At 60.9% G+C, this 18269-nt stretch carries 15 protein-coding genes; 6 read left to right on the forward strand and 9 right to left on the reverse strand.

All coding sequences use genetic code 11. The features are described from left to right. Nucleotides 1-22: 22 nt before the first annotated feature. Nucleotides 23-892, reverse strand: coding sequence for an alpha/beta hydrolase (locus HF327_RS13520; RefSeq protein WP_198460662.1), 870 nt, complete (start codon nt 890-892; stop codon nt 23-25). A gap of 183 nt (nt 893-1075) precedes the next feature. Here HF327_RS13520 and HF327_RS13525 point away from each other — a divergent pair, with 183 nt between their 5' ends. Continuing rightward, on the forward strand, nt 1076-1951 hold the full coding sequence (locus HF327_RS13525; RefSeq protein ID WP_198460663.1) for a methylglyoxal synthase: 876 nt from the start codon (nt 1076-1078) through the stop codon (nt 1949-1951). A 27-nt stretch (nt 1952-1978) separates the two neighbouring features. On the opposite strand, the gene HF327_RS13530 is transcribed toward HF327_RS13525, so the two are convergent. The 5 genes from HF327_RS13530 to HF327_RS13550 all read right to left on the reverse strand — a co-directional run bounded on the left by HF327_RS13530 (nt 1979) and on the right by HF327_RS13550 (nt 6803). Beyond that, the gene (locus HF327_RS13530; RefSeq protein ID WP_198460664.1) at nt 1979-2344 is read right to left on the reverse strand and encodes a YfeK family protein; all 366 of its coding nucleotides are present in this window, start codon (nt 2342-2344) and stop codon (nt 1979-1981) included. 92 nt (nt 2345-2436) lie between these two features. Then, entirely contained in the window at nt 2437-2838 is a 402-nt protein-coding gene (locus tag HF327_RS13535) for a cupin domain-containing protein (protein ID WP_198460665.1), read from the reverse strand. A 111-nt stretch (nt 2839-2949) separates the two neighbouring features. Further along, nucleotides 2950-3969: a porin gene (locus HF327_RS13540; RefSeq protein WP_198460666.1), complete on the reverse strand. Its 1020-nt coding sequence runs from the start codon at nt 3967-3969 to the stop codon at nt 2950-2952. A gap of 243 nt (nt 3970-4212) precedes the next feature. Next, nucleotides 4213-5559, reverse strand: a complete 1347-nt coding sequence (gene gdhA / locus HF327_RS13545; RefSeq protein WP_198460667.1) for an NADP-specific glutamate dehydrogenase — start codon at nt 5557-5559, stop codon at nt 4213-4215. Nucleotides 5560-5882: 323 nt separating this feature from the next. After that, complete coding sequence (locus HF327_RS13550) at nt 5883-6803, reverse strand: LysR family transcriptional regulator (protein ID WP_198460668.1); 921 nt, start codon at nt 6801-6803, stop codon at nt 5883-5885. Nucleotides 6804-6978: 175 nt separating this feature from the next. On the opposite strand from HF327_RS13550, the gene HF327_RS13555 reads away from it, so the two are divergent. The 4 genes from HF327_RS13555 (at nt 6979) to HF327_RS13570 (ending at nt 14068) form a co-directional block, all read left to right on the forward strand. After that, a complete protein-coding gene (locus HF327_RS13555) occupies nt 6979-7848 on the forward strand; it encodes an alpha/beta hydrolase (RefSeq protein ID WP_198460669.1) in 870 nt (289 codons plus the stop codon). A 150-nt stretch (nt 7849-7998) separates the two neighbouring features. Then, nucleotides 7999-9243 (forward strand): efflux RND transporter periplasmic adaptor subunit, encoded by a 1245-nt coding sequence (locus HF327_RS13560; RefSeq protein WP_198460670.1) that lies wholly within the window; start codon nt 7999-8001, stop codon nt 9241-9243. Nucleotides 9244-9350: 107 nt separating this feature from the next. Beyond that, complete coding sequence (locus HF327_RS13565; protein ID WP_198460671.1) at nt 9351-12587, forward strand: efflux RND transporter permease subunit; 3237 nt, start codon at nt 9351-9353, stop codon at nt 12585-12587. Between the two features lie 32 nt (nt 12588-12619). Continuing rightward, nucleotides 12620-14068, forward strand: a complete 1449-nt coding sequence (locus tag HF327_RS13570; protein ID WP_198460672.1) for an efflux transporter outer membrane subunit — start codon at nt 12620-12622, stop codon at nt 14066-14068. A 44-nt stretch (nt 14069-14112) separates the two neighbouring features. Here the strand turns inward: HF327_RS13570 and mutL are convergent, their stop codons facing one another. Continuing rightward, nucleotides 14113-16404: a DNA mismatch repair endonuclease MutL gene (gene mutL, locus HF327_RS13575; protein WP_198460673.1), complete on the reverse strand. Its 2292-nt coding sequence runs from the start codon at nt 16402-16404 to the stop codon at nt 14113-14115. 114 nt (nt 16405-16518) lie between these two features. After that, nucleotides 16519-16767: a hypothetical protein gene (locus tag HF327_RS13580; RefSeq protein WP_198460674.1), complete on the reverse strand. Its 249-nt coding sequence runs from the start codon at nt 16765-16767 to the stop codon at nt 16519-16521. Nucleotides 16768-17143: 376 nt separating this feature from the next. Here HF327_RS13580 and HF327_RS13585 point away from each other — a divergent pair, with 376 nt between their 5' ends. Then, nucleotides 17144-17806 (forward strand): DedA family protein, encoded by a 663-nt coding sequence (locus HF327_RS13585; protein ID WP_198460675.1) that lies wholly within the window; start codon nt 17144-17146, stop codon nt 17804-17806. 148 nt (nt 17807-17954) lie between these two features. Here the strand turns inward: HF327_RS13585 and HF327_RS13590 are convergent, their stop codons facing one another. Next, entirely contained in the window at nt 17955-18170 is a 216-nt protein-coding gene (locus tag HF327_RS13590) for a glycine zipper 2TM domain-containing protein (protein WP_099738123.1), read from the reverse strand. Between the last annotated feature and the right edge of the window lie 99 nt (nt 18171-18269).

Genomic DNA, 18269 nt, shown 5'->3' on the forward strand with positions numbered 1-18269 from the left:
GCTTTGACGGTGTGGCACCAGCCTATTGCGCGTCAGCCTTCATGCCGAACAGCTCCTGCAGGGCCGCGCGGTACTGCTTGAGCGCCTTGCTCTGGGTGTTGTGGTGCGTGGCACCATCCACCAGCAAAAAGCGTTTGGGTTGCTGGGCCGCGTCAAACAGCTGTTGGCCCAGCCGAGCGGGAATCAGCGGGTCTGCCGAGCCATGCACAACCAGCAGTGGCGAGCCAATGCGGGCCACCTTGTCCACGGAGTCAAAGCGCTGCGTAATCAGCCAGCCAACGGGCAGCCAGCCCCAGCGCATGGAGTCAAGCACATCGGGGATGCTGGTGAAGGTGGATTCGACGATCACGCCCTGTTCATCATTCACGGCGCTGGCCAGGTCGATTGCTATAGCTCCGCCCAGAGAGTGGCCAAAGATATAGCGCGGCTTGCCCCCCGCCTTCTGGCCCAGCCAGCGCCATGCGGCGCGGGCGTCTTCGGCGGCGGATGCTTCAGAGGGCAGGGCCTTGCTGCTCTGGCCAAAACCCCGGTAGTCCACGGCCAGCACCGAAAAACCCATGGCGTGCAGCCGCCTGATACGGGGCGATGAACCCGTCACATTCCAGCGCGCACCGTGCAGAAACAGCAGCAGTGGCGCCTTGGTGTTGCTGGATGGCATCCACAGCGCATGCAGTTTTGCGGCGCTGCCGTCGCGGCTGCGAAAGTCAATCCACTGCTCCTGCATGCCTGCGGTGTTGGCGCCGGGCCAGCTGCGGTCGCTGGGCTGAAAAATCCACAGGCGCTGTCGGGCATCCAGCTCGTTCAAGCCCCAGCTGGCAAGGCCTGCAAGCATGGCCAGCCCCAGCGCAACCATGGCGCGGCGCAGACTCCAGAAGCGTGAGAGGAAAGGCATGGTTGAGTGAGGTGCAGAGAAGGCGGCTGTCAAGTGCTGCGCAAGTATGGCTGTCTCAACCTGCCCGATTCATTTGCAGGACATGAATTGGCGATATTCTTGAGGGGTGTTTCAACGCACAAATCGATAGCTGGTTGTGCAGCATCTGTGAGCGCTTGAAGCCTGTTTGAGGATTAGTTCAATATGTCGATCTGCCTGGGCCTTGCGGCCAACAAACTTCATCACCAGACCGAGGATGCCGCGCTGTTTTCCTTGCTGCGCGCCTGTGAGGCGGGGATTCGTGAGCTCAAGCTCGGCTTTCACACCGTGGGCCGAACCTACGATGCCATCACGGCCGCCAGCATGCTGCAGGGCTATAAAGGTCTGGTGCGCTATCCCTATGGCCGCGAAGGCGGGCTGATGAAGCTGGTCGCCGAAGTGGTGGGCATGGAAGGCGACGAGCGCGCGCTGGATGGTGCCATCTACCTGATGGACCCGGTCGATCCTTCCTCCATCTTCCCGGAAGCGCTGGCCATGAAGCGCCAGTGCGTGATTCACGGCAAGCCGTTTCTGTCGACTGTGGCATCCGCGCGTGACTGGATTGAGATGGAGCGCATTCACGCCGGTTTTGCGCGTGACCGCAATGCAGACCGTTTTTATGACTATGAAAACCAGACGCTGGCGCTGATCGCCCACGATGCGATGAAGCCCACGATGATGGACTTTGCCGAGCGCAACTTTGACCTGCTCAGCCGCTACCGCCGTCGCGTGGGCACGGGCACCACGGGCCAGAAGCTCAACGAGATGGCCTGGAGCAAGGGCTGGCCTACCGACAAGCCATGGGTGGACCGCTACAACAGCGGCCCGCTGGGGGGCGATGCACAGATTGCCGACCTGGTACTGGAAAAGCGCTGCCACCGTGCTATCTTTTTTGAAGACCCGCATGTGGCCCGCCAGCACGAAGCCGACATTCAGCTGCTGGAGCGAGCCGTCACGACTGTCACGCATGATGCGGTGTGCAGCACGTCGCCCAAGGTGGCGCAGCGCTGGTGCGATGCGGCGGTACAGCGCGGCACCTGAGCGCCCGGCGAGCTGTTTTAACGGCTGTTACCTGGCGCGATAGCGCATCAGTTCGGCCTTCAGCCAGGCCGCGCTGGGCTCGGCCTCCTTGCCTGCGCAGCGCACCTGGTAGGGCTTATGGCTCATGCTGCTTTCGCTGGCGGCGCGGGCGATGAAGTCTTCAGACGTGAGCACCCAGCCCTTTTTGAGCAGGTAGTCGTATTTGCCGCGCAGGTGGTCTGCCGCCTTGGCGCTGTCATACCAGCTGCCATTGCGCTGAAATTCGCAGCCTGAATTTTTAAGGTGGCTGATCAAATGCTCAATCTCCTGCGTGGCCGCAGGTGTGGGCTTTTCGGCCAGAGCGGCGCTGGTGGCTGCGCACAGCAGCAGGGCAGTAATGAGGTGCTTCTTCATGGTGCGTTGATCGTACAAAGACAAAAGCCGCAGCGATGAACTGCGGTTTTTTGACAGCACTTGTGTGGGTCAGCAGAGGTTTTTTTAAACGTTCAAGGCGCAGGCGTGGCCAGCGGCTTACCCTTTTCCACCACATACACGCCAATCAGTTTGACCGTGCCGCTGCTGGCGTTGTGCGCGTCATGCACGACGCCGGCGGGCACCACAAACGATTCACCAGCCTTGAGGGTGCGGGGCGGCTGGCCGTCGATAAGCAGCTCCACTTCGCCTTCGCTGATGTAGCTGATTTCATCGCCGGGGTGGGTGTGGCGACCGGCGCGTGCACCCGGTGCTACCTCAACCTTGGCCACAACCGCCTCGCGGCCCGGCACCGAGACATCGGCCTTGCCCACCATGGTGCGCGACAGGCCGCTGGCCTGCGCCATGGCGCTGCCGCTGATGAGAAACAGGGCGCTGGTGCAAAGCAGGGCAGCGGGTTTGAGCAAGTGGCGCATGGCAGTCCTTGGGGGTGAAACGTCAAAGAAACTTTTGTACCCGCTGCGCGCAAGCGGTGCATGAGGGCTTGCCCGCTTATGCACAGCGCTTTCTGATGGGCGGCAGATTTTCTAGAAGTAGTGCCGTATGCCCATGGCCACAGAACGGGCACCCACGCCCGCCTCGCCCGTCAGATAGCTGGCGCGCTCGTGGTTGTTGACGCGGGTGTAGAGCGCGTAGAGCTTGGTGCGGGAAGTGACGTTGTAGTTATAGGCCAGCGTCCATTGCATGGCCTGCGTACCGGCCTCGCCGCCTACCGCGCTGGCATAGCCTGCGTTCAGGTGATACTCGCTGGGGCCGTCTTCATACTGAATAGCCACGCGACCCATATTGCGTGTTCGCTGGCTGCTATCAACCTTGTAGTGAGCCTGATCCCAGCCACGGCTGTTCTGGATCAAACCTGCTAGTGTCCACGCACCCGTGGTGTAGGTGGCGCGCAGGGTGGCTTGTTCGGCCGCGCCCCAGCGGTTGTAGCCCATGCCCAGCGTCAAGTCGCCCAGTGCGTAATTGGCTGCCAGGTCCCATGCGTTATTGCGAGGCTCGGCCTGCTTTTTATGCAGGCTGGTGCCCAGCTCCACGGTCAGGCCCTGATATTCAGGCAGGCGCCAGGACACATGGTTGCCTCCGTTGGAGACCCATGCATACAGTGCATCGGATGAGATGCCGGTGTCAAAGTTATGCATGCTCACCACATCGGCAGTGGCGTAGTAGGCCTCGCTGAACATATGGCCCATGCGCAGCATGCCGAAGCTGCCGCTCAGGTTCACCTCGTTCTTGCGGTTGAAGTAGTTGCCACCGCTGTTCGCGCCAGTGTCCAGCTCAAAGCCGTGCTCCAGAATGAACCCGGCCTGCATGCCGCCGCCCAGATCTTCCTGTCCACGCAGACCCCAGAAGGATTCATTGCTGCGCAGGCCCTGCACGGCGGCTTGGCCTTCGGTCCAAGAGCTTTCGACTGAAGTGTTGATGCGGCCATAGATTTGTAGCGTGCCATTGGGCGCTTGCTGGGCATGGGCGGAAGCTGCGGAAATCAGCGCGGTCAAAGCAGCGGTGCTGGCAAAAAAAGCCAGACGCCTGCGGGGTAAAGCGGTCACGGGCAACAACAAATGCAAAGCGCCCGGCGGTACCGGGCGTTGTCAGAGGGCAGAAGGCGCGAGGCCCAATGCAGGAAGAGGGGCAATCCTAGGGGAAGCCCTTTGTTTGTGCAGGGCTGCGACTAGATACCGGCGTGTGGTGAGCTGTTTTTGCGAGCCTTGAGAGGCCTCCAAGGAGCACTCTCAGCAGCCATGAAAAAAGGCCCCGTAGGGCCTTTTTGCGAGCAGGTCAAGCGGTAAAGCTTAGATCACGCCTTGTGCCAGCATGGCGTCAGCCACCTTCACAAAGCCAGCGATGTTGGCGCCGTCGATGTAGCTCACAGTACCGTCTTCGCGCTTGCCGTGCTTCACGCAAGCAGCGTGGATGCTTTGCATGATCTGCAGCAGACGAGCATCCACTTCTTCAGCAGGCCAGGACAGGCGGGCCGAGTTTTGCGACATTTCCAGACCCGAAGTGGCCACGCCACCGGCGTTGGATGCCTTGCCGGGGGCGTACAGCACGCCAGCTGCTTCGAAGGCACGGGCGGCTTCGTTGGTGGAAGGCATGTTGGCGCCTTCAGCTACACACAGCACGCCGTTGGCGATCAGGGTCTTGGCATCGGCTTCGTTCAGTTCGTTCTGAGTGGCGCAAGGCAGGGCCACGTCCACCTTGATAGACCAGGGGCTCTTGCCGGCCAGGAATTCCACGCCGGAAACCAGCTTGGCGTAGTCGCTGACACGGCCATACTTGTGGTTCTTCACATCCATCAGGATGGCCAGCTTCTCGGTGGTGAAGCCGGCAGCGTCGTACACGGTGCCCGAGGAATCAGACACGCTGACAACCTTGGCACCCAGTTCCATGGCCTTTTCCACGGCGTATTGCGCCACATTACCGGAACCCGACACGGACACGGTCTTGCCTTCAAACGACTGGCCGCGAGTGGCCAGCATTTCACGAGCGAAGTACACGGTGCCGTAGCCGGTGGCTTCAGGACGGATCAGCGAGCCGCCGAAGGCCAGGCCCTTGCCGGTGAACACGGAAGCTGCGGTGTTCGACAGTTTCTTGTACATGCCTGCCATATAGCCCACTTCGCGGCCACCCACGCCGATGTCACCAGCCGGCACATCGGTGTCAGGACCCACGTGGCGGTACAGCTCGGTCACGAAGGCCTGGCAGAAGCGCATGACTTCGGCAGGGCTCTTGCCCTTGGGGTCGAAGTCGGAGCCGCCCTTGCCGCCGCCCATGGGCAGTGTGGTCAGTGCATTTTTGAAGGTTTGCTCGAAAGCCAGGAACTTCAGCACGGACTGGTTGACCGAGGGGTGGAAGCGCAGACCACCCTTGAAAGGACCGATGGCCATGCTGTGCTGAATGCGGAAGCCGCGGTTCACTTGCACATGGCCCTTGTCGTCAGTCCAGCTCACGCGGAACTGGATGATGCGCTCGGGCTCGACCAGACGCTCCAGCAGAGCATGTTCAGCGTACTTGGGGTTGTTCTCGATGAAGGGCCACAGGCTTTCCATCACTTCGGTGACGGCTTGCAGGAATTCGGGCTGGCCAGGGTTGCGTTGTGCGACTTCTTCCAGAAACTGGCCTACGGACTCGTACTTCATAAAGAGCTTTCTGACTAAACAAGGGAGCGTGCAAACTTGCGGAACCAAGATTATGCCAAAAAGTTATGCCTCTATGCATTATTTTGGTGAGTGAGTGCCCAAATTTGGTGCTGAGAGGCTGTTTGTTGGTGCATTTCCAGGGAGCTTGGCTAGATTTGGTGCACGGTCGAGCCTTGCTGCCGTGCATAAGCGTGGAATGTATGGCCTGCATTTTTTGCGTGCATAGGCCTCAATTTCCTGACACAAGGGCTGTACGGTTGCGACTTTCAGGCCAAAAAAAACGGCCATGTCGATGGACTATGGCCGTTTCAAGGTGGGTCTGCCTAGGTTGACCCGCGGTGCAGCAGAGGGTGTTTGGCAAACAAGTCTGCGGCCCAGTCCACAAAGGCCCGCACCTTGGCACTGAGGTGGCGGTTGGGGGGATAAACCACGTGAACAGGCAGAGGCGGTTGTTTCCAGTCGGGCAGGATTTCAACCAGTGCACCGCTGTCTAGCAAGGGCTGAGCGATGACCGTGACAAGCTGGGCAATGCCGAAACCGGACAGCACTGCTGCGGTGTAGGCATTGCTGTCGTTGGTCGCAAGCCGGTAGTTGCCGGGCACATCGATGGATTCCTCGCCTTGCTGGAATTCAAGCGGGTACATGCGACGCGTGTGACCAGAGAAAAACCCCACGATCTGATGGGAGGAATGGAGATCGTTTGGATGTTGAGGCATGCCGTAGCGCGCTATATAGGCCGGCGAGGCGACCGTGATCCAGTTCAGGCTGCCGATGCGCCTTGCCACCAGTGACTGATCGCTGAGTTCTCCGCCGCGGATCACGCAGTCCACATTGTCCCCAATCAGATCGACAAGACGGTCGCCCACGCCCAGGTCGATCTGGATGTCCGGATAGCGCTCGCAGAAATCAGATAGCGCGGGGATGATGACCATTTTTGCCATGGAACTGCCCACATCCAGCCTCAGTCTGCCGCTGGGGGCCGTCTGGGTATTGGCCATGCTCGCATCGAGATCGTCGAAATCATTGAGCAGGCGCGCGGCGCGTTCGTAATAGGCCGCGCCGTCGGGCGTAACAGTGACACGACGTGTTGTGCGATTGAGCAGTTTGACGCGCACACGCGCTTCCAGCGCCTGTATCTGTTTGGTGACCGTGCCCTTGGGCAGGTCTAGCGAGTCTGCGGCACGCGTGAAGTTGCCAGCTTCCACCACGCGAACAAAGACTCGCATGGCTTGGATTTGGTCCATGAGATGTTGCTCCTGCAACGCACGGCAAGGAGGTGCCGGCTGCGGAGAATTCTCACACAGGCCAGATCGGCTGATTGTTAGCCAAAACGAAACAGAGCAATGGTCGAGAGGCGGTTTTTCGCATGCACAAGCTTGCTTATAGTCCAGCCATCGACCATTGCCGCAGGTTCGCGCCATGTCCACACATTCATCGCTTCCGTCGGGTTCGCCCACTGAAGTGCATATCGCAGAAACAGATATCTCCATCGAGTTGCCCGAGCGCGAGCCAGTGGCTGCGCGCACCTATGGAAAACGCAACCCCGGCGTTGCGTCGCCTTTGGTGCTGCACTTTCATGGCGGGACGTTTGACTGTGGCTCGCTCGATAGCGGCGGTCATATCAGCCGTTTGCTGGCCGCAGCGGGTGCGGTCGTGGTGTCTCTGGCCTATCCGCTTGCGCCCAAGTATCCGTTTCCTCAGCCGATTGAAGTGGGCTACGCGGTGCTGCAGTGGCTCTACAAACATCGTGTGCGGCTGGCAGGTAAGGGGGCTGCGCTGTTTCTTGCCGGTGAAGAGGCTGGCGGTAATCTGGCCGCAGCCGTAGCGGTGGTCGCGCGTGACCGGGGCCTGCCGCCCTTGGCGGGGCAGATTCTTGTGTCGCCCATGCTCGATCCTTGTACGGGCACGGCCTCCCAGCGAGAAGCCACGACCAGCGACAGCGAATGCCGCTGGGCCAAAGGCTGGCGAGAGTATCTGAGCTGTCCTCTGGACGCCATGCACCCCTATGCCGTGCCAGGTTCTTCTCTGAGGCTGACTCAGCTGCCGCCAGCACTGGTGCTGGTAGGAGGAGATGACCCGCTGCGCGATGAAGCCCAGGCCTACGCCGGGCGTATGCGTGCCGCAGGCGTCACGGTCAGCCACTACGTGCTGCCGGGTGCTTCCAACTGGCCCCAGGCCTTGTCTGAAGCCGAGGTGTGCGCCGCTTGCAGCTCGACAGTGCAGCAGCACTTCGCGCGCTTTTTTGAGGCCTCCGTGACAAAGCCTGTCACATCCGGCGAGTCAGGCTAGTTTTTAAGCCATAGACAACTGCCGCTGCCAGCTTGCCGGTGAGAAAGCGGCAGTCGTTTGCTTTCCCAAGTTCGCCTTCTCGGTGCTTTCAGGCACCGGGCGGGCATCGTGTTCCCCGAAATACCGTTGTTGATCCTGAGGACGACTGCCATGAATACCGAATCTTCCACTCCCGCACCGCGTAAACGCTGGGCAATTCCTGCGACCTTTGCCGCTATTTTGGCGGTCAGCGCGGGCCTGTTTGGCCTGCATGGGCTCGATGCCAAAGCCGATGCAGCCCCTGCCCAGCCAGCCGCGACTTCTGTGTCCGTGGCGACTGTCGCCAAAAGCGATGTCACCGTCTGGGACGAGTTCTCGGGCCGTCTTGAAGCCGTGGAGCGTGTGGACATCCGCTCTCGTGTGGCCGGTGCCGTGCAGGCTGTGCATTTTCGCGAAGGTGCATTGGTCAAGCAGGGGGAGTTGCTGATCACGATTGACCCTGCACCCTATGTCGCTGAAGTGGAGCGGGCTGAAGCACAGGTTGCATCGGCCCGTGCGCGTCAGTCCTATGCACGCAGCGAGCAGGAACGTGCACGTCGCCTGTGGGATGAACGTGCGATTGCCCAGCGCGAGCTGGATGAGCGCGTCAACGCGGGCAGCGAGGCGGAAGCCAATCTGCGTGCCGCCCAGGCCTCGCTGCAGTCGGCTCGGCTGAATCTGGGCTATACCCAGGTACGCGCTCCGGTATCGGGCCGCATCGGCAAGCGAGAGATCACGGTGGGCAATTTGGTAGCTGCAGGTCCGGGTGCTCCGGTGCTGAGCACACTGGTTTCAGTTAGTCCTATTTATGCGAGCTTTGATGCGGACGAACAAGTCATTGTGCGGGCCCTCAAGGACTTGGGACGCAGCGCAGCGAACCGCTCAAGCATCGACAGCATTCCAGTACAGATGGGTACAGCCACGGTTGGCAGCACGCCTTTCGAAGGTCACTTGCAACTGATCGACAACCAGGTGGATGCCAGGAGCGGGACGGTGCGCGTACGTGCAGCCTTTGACAACAAGGATGGCGTATTGATCCCGGGCCAGTTTGCCCGCATCCGCATGGGACAGGCGCAGACCAGCAACATGCTGCTGGTCAGTGAGCGCGCCATTGGCACCGACCAGAGCAAAAAGTTCGTGATGGTGGTGGATGGCAACAACAAGGTCAACTACCGCGAGGTGGCGCTGGGGGCCTCGATCAACGGCCTGCGTGCCGTCACTCAGGGTCTGCAAGCGGGAGAGCGCGTGGTCGTCAATGGCCTGCAGCACATTCGCCCCGGTGCGCTGGTGGAGCCCAGGGAGATGGCCATGGACGCTGTGGGAGATGCTACGCAAAAGTCCGTGGAATCCGTCGAAAAAGTCGCAGCCAAGTCCTGAGTCGCACATTGAATAACACGCCTTAGCCGTACCCCTCCAAGCCTCAAAAAATGCCGCTTCTCAGCAGGCGGTATGGGCCGCGCTTTGCCGCGGTAAAGCAAAAAATCATGAATCTTTCAAAATTCTTCATAGACAGACCGATCTTTGCGGGTGTGCTGTCGCTATTGATGCTGATTGCCGGCTTGATAGCGATGGGCGGTCTGCCGATCTCCGAGTACCCCGAGGTCGCGCCGCCGTCCGTGGTGGTGCGGGCCCAGTACCCGGGTGCCAATCCCAAAGTCATTGCCGAAACCGTAGCCACGCCGCTGGAGGAGCAGATCAATGGTGTGGAAGGCATGCTCTACATGGGCAGCCAGGCCACCAGCGACGGCGTCATGACGCTGACGGTGACTTTCCGCCTGGGCACCGACCCCGACAAGGCCCAGCAAATGGTGCAAAACCGGGTCTCGCAGGCCGAGCCGCGTCTGCCTGAGGAAGTGCGCCGCCTGGGCATCACCACGGTGAAAAGTGCCCCCGACCTGACCATGGTGGTGCACTTGGTATCGCCCAACAAACGCTATGACATCAATTACCTGCGCAACTACGCGGTGCTGAACGTCAAGGATCCACTGGCACGCATCGAAGGCGTGGGTCAGATTCAGATTTTCGGCGGTGGCGATTACGCCATGCGCGTGTGGTTGGATCCACAGAAAGTGGCGCAGCGTGGTCTGTCGGCCAGCGATGTGGTGGCAGCGATTCGTGGCCAGAATGTGCAGGCTGCGGCCGGTGTGGTCGGTGCTTCGCCGGGTCTGCCGGGTGTGGACATGCAGTTGTCCATCAATGCCCAGGGGCGTTTGCAGACCGAGGAAGACTTTGGCGACATCATCGTAAAAAGCGGCGCTGATGGCGCGGTAACACGACTGCGCGATATCGGCCGATTGGAAATGGGCGCGGCAGACTATTCGCTGCGCTCGCTGCTCAACAACGATCCGGCTGTGGGCATGGGCGTGTTTCAGGCGCCTGGTTCGAATGCGCTGGAGATCTCGGCCAATGTGCGCAAGACCATGGACGAGCTCAACAAGAACATGCCGGAGGGGCTGGAGTATCGCATTGCCTATGACCCGACGCAGTTCGTGCGGGCATCGATTGAATCGGTGATTCACACACTGCTTGAAGCGATTGCTCTGGTGGTGATTGTGGTGATCTTGTTTCTGCAGACCTGGCGCGCCTCCATCATTCCGCTGCTGGCCGTGCCGGTGTCGGTGGTGGGCACTTTTGCCGTGCTGCATCTGCTGGGTTTTTCCATCAATGCACTGAGCTTGTTCGGACTGGTACTGGCCATCGGTATCGTGGTTGATGACGCTATCGTGGTGGTGGAGAACGTGGAGCGCAATATCGAGGCCGGGCTTTCGCCCCGTGATGCCACGTACCGCGCCATGCGCGAGGTGTCTGGTCCCATCATCGCCATTGCGCTGGTGCTGGTGGCGGTGTTTGTGCCGCTGGCCTTCATCAGCGGCCTGACAGGCCAGTTCTACAAGCAGTTCGCGGTGACGATTGCGATCTCCACTGTGATCTCGGCGATTAACTCGCTGACCCTCTCGCCCGCACTGGCCGCGTTGCTGCTGCGCAGCCACGATGCGCCCAAGGATGCGCTGACGCGTGGCATGGATAGCGCTTTCGGCTGGCTGTTCCGTGGTTTCAATCGCCTGTTTCATCGTGGCTCCGAGGCTTACAGCGCTGGCGTGGGTCGCGTTATCTCACGCAAGGCGCTGATGCTGGTCATCTATGTGGCGTTGATTGCCGTGACCTTCGGTCTGTTCAAGGCCGTGCCTGCGGGCTTTGTACCAGCACAGGACAAGCAGTATCTGATCGGTTTTGCGCAACTGCCTGATGGCGCCACACTGGATCGCACAGACGAGGTGGTCCGCCGCATGGGCGACATCATGAAACAGAACCCCCATGTGGAAGACACCATTGCCTTCCCGGGTCTGTCCATTAACGGCTTCACCAACAGCTCCAATTCCGGCATCGTCTTCGCCACACTCAAGCCCTTTGACGAGCGCAAGCGCGCCGACCAGAGCGGCGGTGCCGTAGCCGGTCAGCTCAACCAGGCTTTTGGCAGCATTCAGGACGCGTTCATCGTGATGTTCCCGCCACCACCCGTGGCCGGTCTGGGGACGACCGGCGGCTTCAAGCTGCAGCTGGAAGACCGCGCATCGTTGGGCTATGACCAGATGGATGCCGCCGTGAAGGCCTTCATGGCCAAGGCCTACGAGACGCCTGAACTCATGGGCATGTTCACGAGCTGGCAAGTCAATGTGCCGCAGTTGTATGCCGATATCGACCGGACCAAGGCGCGCCAGCTGGGCGTGCCGGTGACGGATATTTTCGAGACCATGCAGATTTATCTGGGCAGCCTGTATGCCAACGATTTCAACAAGTTTGGTCGTACCTACAGCGTGCGCGTGCAGGCCGATGCGCCTTACCGTGCGCGTGCCGAGGATATCGGCATGCTCAAGGTGCGTTCCACCTCTGGTGAAATGATTCCGCTTTCTGCGCTGATGAAGGTGGATTCCACCTTTGGGCCTGAACGCGCCATGCGCTACAACGGCTATCTCACGGCAGACATCAACGGCGGTCCAGCCCCCGGCTATTCGTCGGGGCAGGCCCAGGACGCCATCAAACGGATTGCTGCGGAGACATTGCCTCAGGGCATATCGTTTGAATGGACCGATCTGACCTATCAGGAAATTCTGGCCGGCAACTCTGCGATGCTGGTGTTCCCGCTGGCCATCTTGCTGGTGTTTCTGGTGCTGGCTGCGCAGTACGAAAGTCTGACGCTGCCCATCGCCATCATCCTGATTGTGCCCATGGGCTTGCTGGCGGCAATGGCCGGTGTCTGGCTCTCGGGCGGCGACAGCAATGTCTTCACACAGATTGGCCTGATTGTGCTTGTTGGCTTGAGTGCGAAGAACGCGATTCTGATCGTGGAGTTTGCCCGCGAGCTGGAGTTCGAGGGCCGCACCCCGGTGCAGGCCGCCATTGAAGCCAGTCGTTTGCGTCTGCGTCCCATCCTGATGACTTCGCTGGCCTTTGTGATGGGGGTTCTGCCACTGGTGGTGTCTAGCGGGGCGGGCTCTGAAATGCGCCGTGCCATGGGTGTTGCCGTGTTTTCCGGAATGATTGGGGTGACGGCCTTCGGCCTGTTCCTCACGCCCGTGTTTTATGTGTTGCTGCGCCGAATGGCAGGCAACCGCCCGCTCAAACAGCATGGTGACGTGCATGCGGATGTGCCTCAGCTGCACTCTGCTGGAGCAAGCCAAACACAGCACATGCCCGCCGCACCACGGGGTGAGCACGAATGAGCATCGAACGAACCCCAAAACAGGAGCCGATCATGAAGAACTCTATGCTTTCGAGCCGCCTGCTGCCACTGGTCATGGCGCTGGTACTTGTCGGTTGTGCCAGCGTGCCCCAGAGCCTGCCAGAACTGGCTGAGGCTCCGGTCTTCAAGGAGCATGGCGTCACACCTCCCGCAGGATGGACGCAGGCCTTGCCTGCAGAAGCCCAGCAGCGTGGTCAGTGGTGGTTGGTATTTGCGGATCCGGTGCTTGATACGCTGGTGGAAAAAGCCAGCGTGGATAACCAAAGTATTCAGGCTGCGGCGGCTCGCCTGGCCGAGGCCCGTGCACTGGCGCGCAGCGCCAATGCCCAGCGGCTGCCGCAGGTGGGCCTGGGTGGCGGCGTCAGCCGCGCTGCGGGTGCGGACAGAGCTACCGGTACCCAGCCTGCAACTTTGGGCAATGCCGGATTGAATGTGGCCTATGAGGTTGACCTGTTTGGCCGCATTTCTCAAGGTGTCGATGCGGCCCGGCTGGATGCGGAAGGACGCGAGGCCCTGCTGCAAAGCACACGCCTGGCCGTGCAGGCAGAAGTGGCTCAAACCTATCTGCAGCTGCGAGCCCTGGATGATGAGCGTGCGCTGATGCGCAAGACGGTCGATGCTTACCGCGATACGCTGCGCCTGTCGCAGCGCCGCGAGCAAGCGGGCGATATTGCCGAGCTGGACGTGGCGCGCATACAGGCCGAGCTGTCGGCCACCGAGTCTGATGCGCTGGCGCTGGATCGTCAGCGTTCCCAGATGGAGCATGCGCTGGCGGTGCTGGTGGGTGATTCCGCATCGCGCTTTGACTTGCCAGGCAGCGAATGGTTGACAGCCCTGCCCAGCATTCCGGCGGGCGTGCCATCAACGGTGCTGACGCGCAGGCCTGATATTTCTGCCGCTCAGCGTGCCGTGTTTGCGGCGCAGTTGCGAGTGGGCGTGGCCAAGACGGCCTGGTTTCCCAATATCTCGCTCACTAGTGCGGCGGGCTTTGCAGCACCGGATCTTGGCGATCTCTTCAAGTGGTCGGCGCGCTCCTGGGGCGTGGGTGCACTGCTGTCGCTTCCGGTCTTTGATGGCGGGCGGCGCGAGGCCGGTGTGCAGTCGGCCAGTGCGCAGCTGGATGCGGCTTTGGCAGCCTATCGTCAGCAGGCCCTGGTGGCATTTCAGGAAGTGGAGGATCAGCTGTCGTCCATCCGCATTCTGCAGGAACAGTCCACGGTACAGGCCCAGGCGGTAGTGGCCGCGCAGCGTGCGACCAGCCTATCGGATACGCGCTATCGCAATGGCTATGTCAGTCAGCTGGATTTGCTGGATGCGCGTCGCAGCGAGCTGCGCAACCGGCGCCAGGCCTTGCAGGTGAAATCTGCCCAGTACCAGGCAGCCGTGGGCCTGATTCGCTCGATTGGTGGGGCCTGGGACGTACCGGGTAACGAAGTGCTGACGCAGGCCGCTTTGCGTTGATGGACTGACGCGATGAAAAAGGCCCCTGCGGGGGCCTTTTCTTATTAGCGGCCGCGCAAAAACAGCGCGTCCAGCTCTTTCATGGTCAGCTGGCGCCAGGTGGGGCGGCCATGGTTGCACTGGTCAGAGCGCTCGGTGACTTCCATCTGGCGCAGCAGTGCGTTCATCTCGTCCAGCGTGAGCTTGCGGTTGGCACGCACGGCACCGTGGCAGGCCATGGTGGCCAGAATTTCATTGCGTGCACGCTGTACCACGGTGCTGGCATCGTGCTGGGCCAGTTCTGCCAGTACGCTGCGGGCCAGCTCCACCGCATCACCCTGCGCCAGCGTGGCAGGCACGGCGCGCACAGCCAAGGTCTTGGGCGAGAAGGGCGAGACCTCCATGCCCAGCGCCAGCAAGGTGTCGGCATGGGCCTCGGCGGTGGCCACTTCTTCACGTGTGGCGGCGAAGGTCGCCGGAATCAGCAAGGGCTGGCTGGGAATGTTCTCTTCGCCATTTTCCGTATTCACCGCGTTCTTGAGCTGCTCATAGACGATGCGCTCGTGGGCGGCATGCATGTCTACGATGATCATGCCTTGACTGTTCTCGGCCAGGATGTAGACGCCATGCAGCTGCGCCACGGCACGGCCCAGCGGCCAGACGGGGGCGGTGTCTGCGCTGGCTGGGGATGCGGTGGTGGCTGCTGCTGGTGTTGCGGCAACGGGTGCTGCAGCTGGTGCGGGTTGTGCCGCCACTTTTACTACCGATTCAATAGCTGCAGGCGCTTCTTGCACCTGCGCTACAGCCGCTTTTCGCTGAAAGTAGCTGGACTGGCCCGATGGACGCAGCTTGATGCCGTTGTCTTGCTCTACTGGGGCAGGAACAGGGATAGGGGCTGGCACGGGCGCCGCAAAAGGCTTGGCCGAAGTGACAGGGGTAGCGACAGGCGCAGCCGGTGATTCCGCCACAGGGGCTTGCGCTGGCATGACTGGCGCGGTTACCGCTTCGGCTTCTGCTGCTGTCGTTGGCACTGTTTGCGCGATGGGTGCTGCTGGCGTTTCAGCCTCAACCACTGGCGTCTGCTCGCGCATGGGCTCCCAGAGCTTGGCCAGATCGCTGACCGGGTTGCCGATTACGGACTCACCAAAACTCATGCGCGTTTGCGGCCAGGCGGGGGCGGCGGCAGCTGCGGGCTTGGTCGCTGTGGCTGCAGGTTCGTCGCTCAGGCCGGGCTGGCGTGCGGCTTCTTGCGCAGCGGCTTCCACCATGGCCGCAGCGCGGGGTGCGGCCAGGGCATTCTCAATGGCGTGGCGCACGGCCTGATGCACTTCGCGGCTTTCGCGAAAGCGCACTTCGATCTTGGTGGGGTGTACGTTCACATCCACGCGCGATGGGTCGATCTCGATGTACAGCGCGTAAATGGGCTGTTTGTTGCCGTGAAGAATGTCTTCATAAGCAGCGCGTGCGGCATGTGTCAATACCTTGTCGCGCACAAAGCGGCCATTGACGTAGCAGAACTGATGGTCGGGCTTGGAGCGCGAAGCGTCGGGCACGCCTGCGCGGCCGGTGACATGCACGGGGCCGGACCAGTGATCGACGATGACGGAGTTGGCGACAAATTTCTCGTTCAGCACATCGGCCAGTCGGCTGGCGATGGCTTCCTCGGGCGTGCCGGTGGCGGCGCGCCATTGCTCGACCAGCTTGCCTTCATGCCAGATGGCAAAGCCCACATCGGGGCGGGCCAGCGCGTGGCGGCGCACAGATTCAACGCAATGCGCCAGCTCGGTCGCATCGGTCTTGAGGAATTTGCGGCGGGCCGGGGTCGAGAAGAACAGCTCTTTGACTTCGACCGTGGTGCCTTGATTGCGGGCGGCAGGACGCAGCTCGCCACTGCGGGCGTCCAGCAGATAAGCGGTGTCTTGCCCGGCCGGGCGCGAGAAGATAGAGGTTTCAGACACCGAGGCAATGGCGGCCAGCGCCTCACCCCGGAAACCCATGGTGGCTACGGTTTCCAGATCATGCAGATCGGTAATTTTGCTGGTGGCATGGCGGCGCAGGGCTACGGGCAGCTCGTCACGCGGAATGCCGCAGCCGTCGTCTTCCACCGCAATCAGGCGCACACCACCGGCCAGAAGGCGCAAGGTGATCTGGCTGGCGCCGGAGTCCAGGGCGTTATCGACCAGCTCGCGCACCACGGATGCGGGGCGCTCCACCACCTCGCCGGCGGCGATCTGGCTGATCAGCTCATCGGGCAGGTCGCGAATAGGCCGACGCGGAGACTCCGCGGCCGTGGCCTGTGCAATGGTTTCGGAAGGGGTGGAAGAGAGTTCAGGGCTGGATGCGTTCACATCAATCATTCTAGGCTGGTGCGCAAGCCGGCTGGCGAGTGAGTTTTTGTGTGCGTGTTTTTGGCCAGCCAAAAACAAAAAGAGCTGCCATGAGCAGCTCTTTATCAGCCTCTGAAAGAGGGCTTAGTGGCGGTGACCGCGGCCACCCTTGGTCAATTCATTGCCGACCAGCGCGCCGGCGGCAGCGCCACCGATGGTGCCGATAGGGCCGCCAAACAGCACATTGCCGACAGCGCCGCCCGCAACAGCGCCAGCGCCGATGCCCACTTGTTGACGGCTGGGGCCATGTGCGCAGCCACCCAGTGCCAGAGCGCCAGTGAGTGCGACTGCCAGAGTCAGGGCCTTGCCGTAGCGCGTAGTGATCTTGTTCATGCTCGTATTCCTCTCGTCGTGCTAGTTGTGGGGAAGCGGTCCGGTCTTGCAGGCTCCCCAGAATTGGGGACGTGCCAGACGCGGGACTTGCGGGCCTTGGGCCGTGTTCTGGACAGCAATGCACGGCTTGCTGTCTGACATCTCTACTGTGCCAGCAGAAAGGGCAAGCTGACGTATTGTTGACGTATAGATTTATCAAAACTTGTAACAAACACCGTTTTGATGCCTGTGATTGTTGCAAGGGGAAAGCAACTGTGCCCGGAACATCAAAATCGCTAGCAGATCAGCGGCTCAGGTACAGGGGCTTCTGCCAGTCGAAGTACATTACGTGCCGGCATGCGCTGGTATGCCTCTTCTTAATTTTGAGGACTGTGTTTTGGAAATCATTCAGTTTCTGATCGACTTCATCCTGCATATCGACAAGCACCTGGAAGCATTTGTCGTCGCCTACGGCCCCTGGGTGTATGCCTTGCTGTTCATCATCGTGTTTGTGGAAACCGGCGTGGTGGTCATGCCCTTCCTGCCCGGTGATTCGCTGATGTTCATCGTGGGGGCGCTGTGCGGTGCCGGTTATATGAACTATCCGCTGGCCGTGGTCGTGCTGCTTGCGGCCGCCATTCTGGGCGACCAGAGCAATTACACGATTGGCCGCTACCTGGGGCCCAAGGTTTTCCAGTGGGAAGACTCGCGCTGGTTCAACCGCAAGGCCTTTGATCAGGCTCACAGCTTTTATGAGCGCTACGGCGGTGTGACCATCATCCTGGCGCGCTTCATGCCGTTTATTCGCACCTTTGCACCCTTTGTGGCCGGTGTGGCGCACATGGACCGTGGGCGTTTCAGCATGTTCAACGTGGTGGGTGCGATTCTGTGGGTGGTGGGTATCAGCGCCGCAGGCTATTTCTTCGGGAATATGGAATGGGTGAAGAACAACCTGGAAAAAATCATCTGGGGTCTGATTCTGGTGCCCGGGCTGATTGCCATCATCGGCGCATGGCGTGCGGGCAAGGCAGAGAAGGCGGACAAGCCCAAGGCCGTTTGATCTGCCGTTTTAATAGCGCCTAGCGCTTGTCGAATAAGCGCTAGAGCCTTGTTTGATGCACAAGAAAGCCCCGGCATGCCGGGGCTTCTTTAATGGGTGAGTGGTTGTGAAGGGTCGGCTGACGTCTCGAGGCTGGTGCTCGCGGAGCTTATTGGCGCTTGCCCACTTCGTTGCCAATCAGTGCACCAGCGGCTGCGCCGCCCACGGTACCCAGTGTGCCGCCAAACACGGCATTGCCCACCACGCCGCCAGCCACGGCACCCACACCGGTGCCAACTTGTGCATTGGTGGGAGAGGTAGAGCAGCCGGCCATGAAGAGGCTGAGGGCTGCAGAGATGGTTAACGCCAAGGTTCGCAGTTTCATGAGGTCTCTCCTGTATCGCTGCCGCGAGGACAGCTTTTTGAAAACAGGCTTTGATAGTGAACCTTGACGCGCGCTCTTTTAGTAGGAGATGGGGCCAAG

This window comes from Comamonas suwonensis (genome assembly GCF_012844455.2).
GTDB lineage: Bacteria > Pseudomonadota > Gammaproteobacteria > Burkholderiales > Burkholderiaceae_C > Comamonas > Comamonas suwonensis.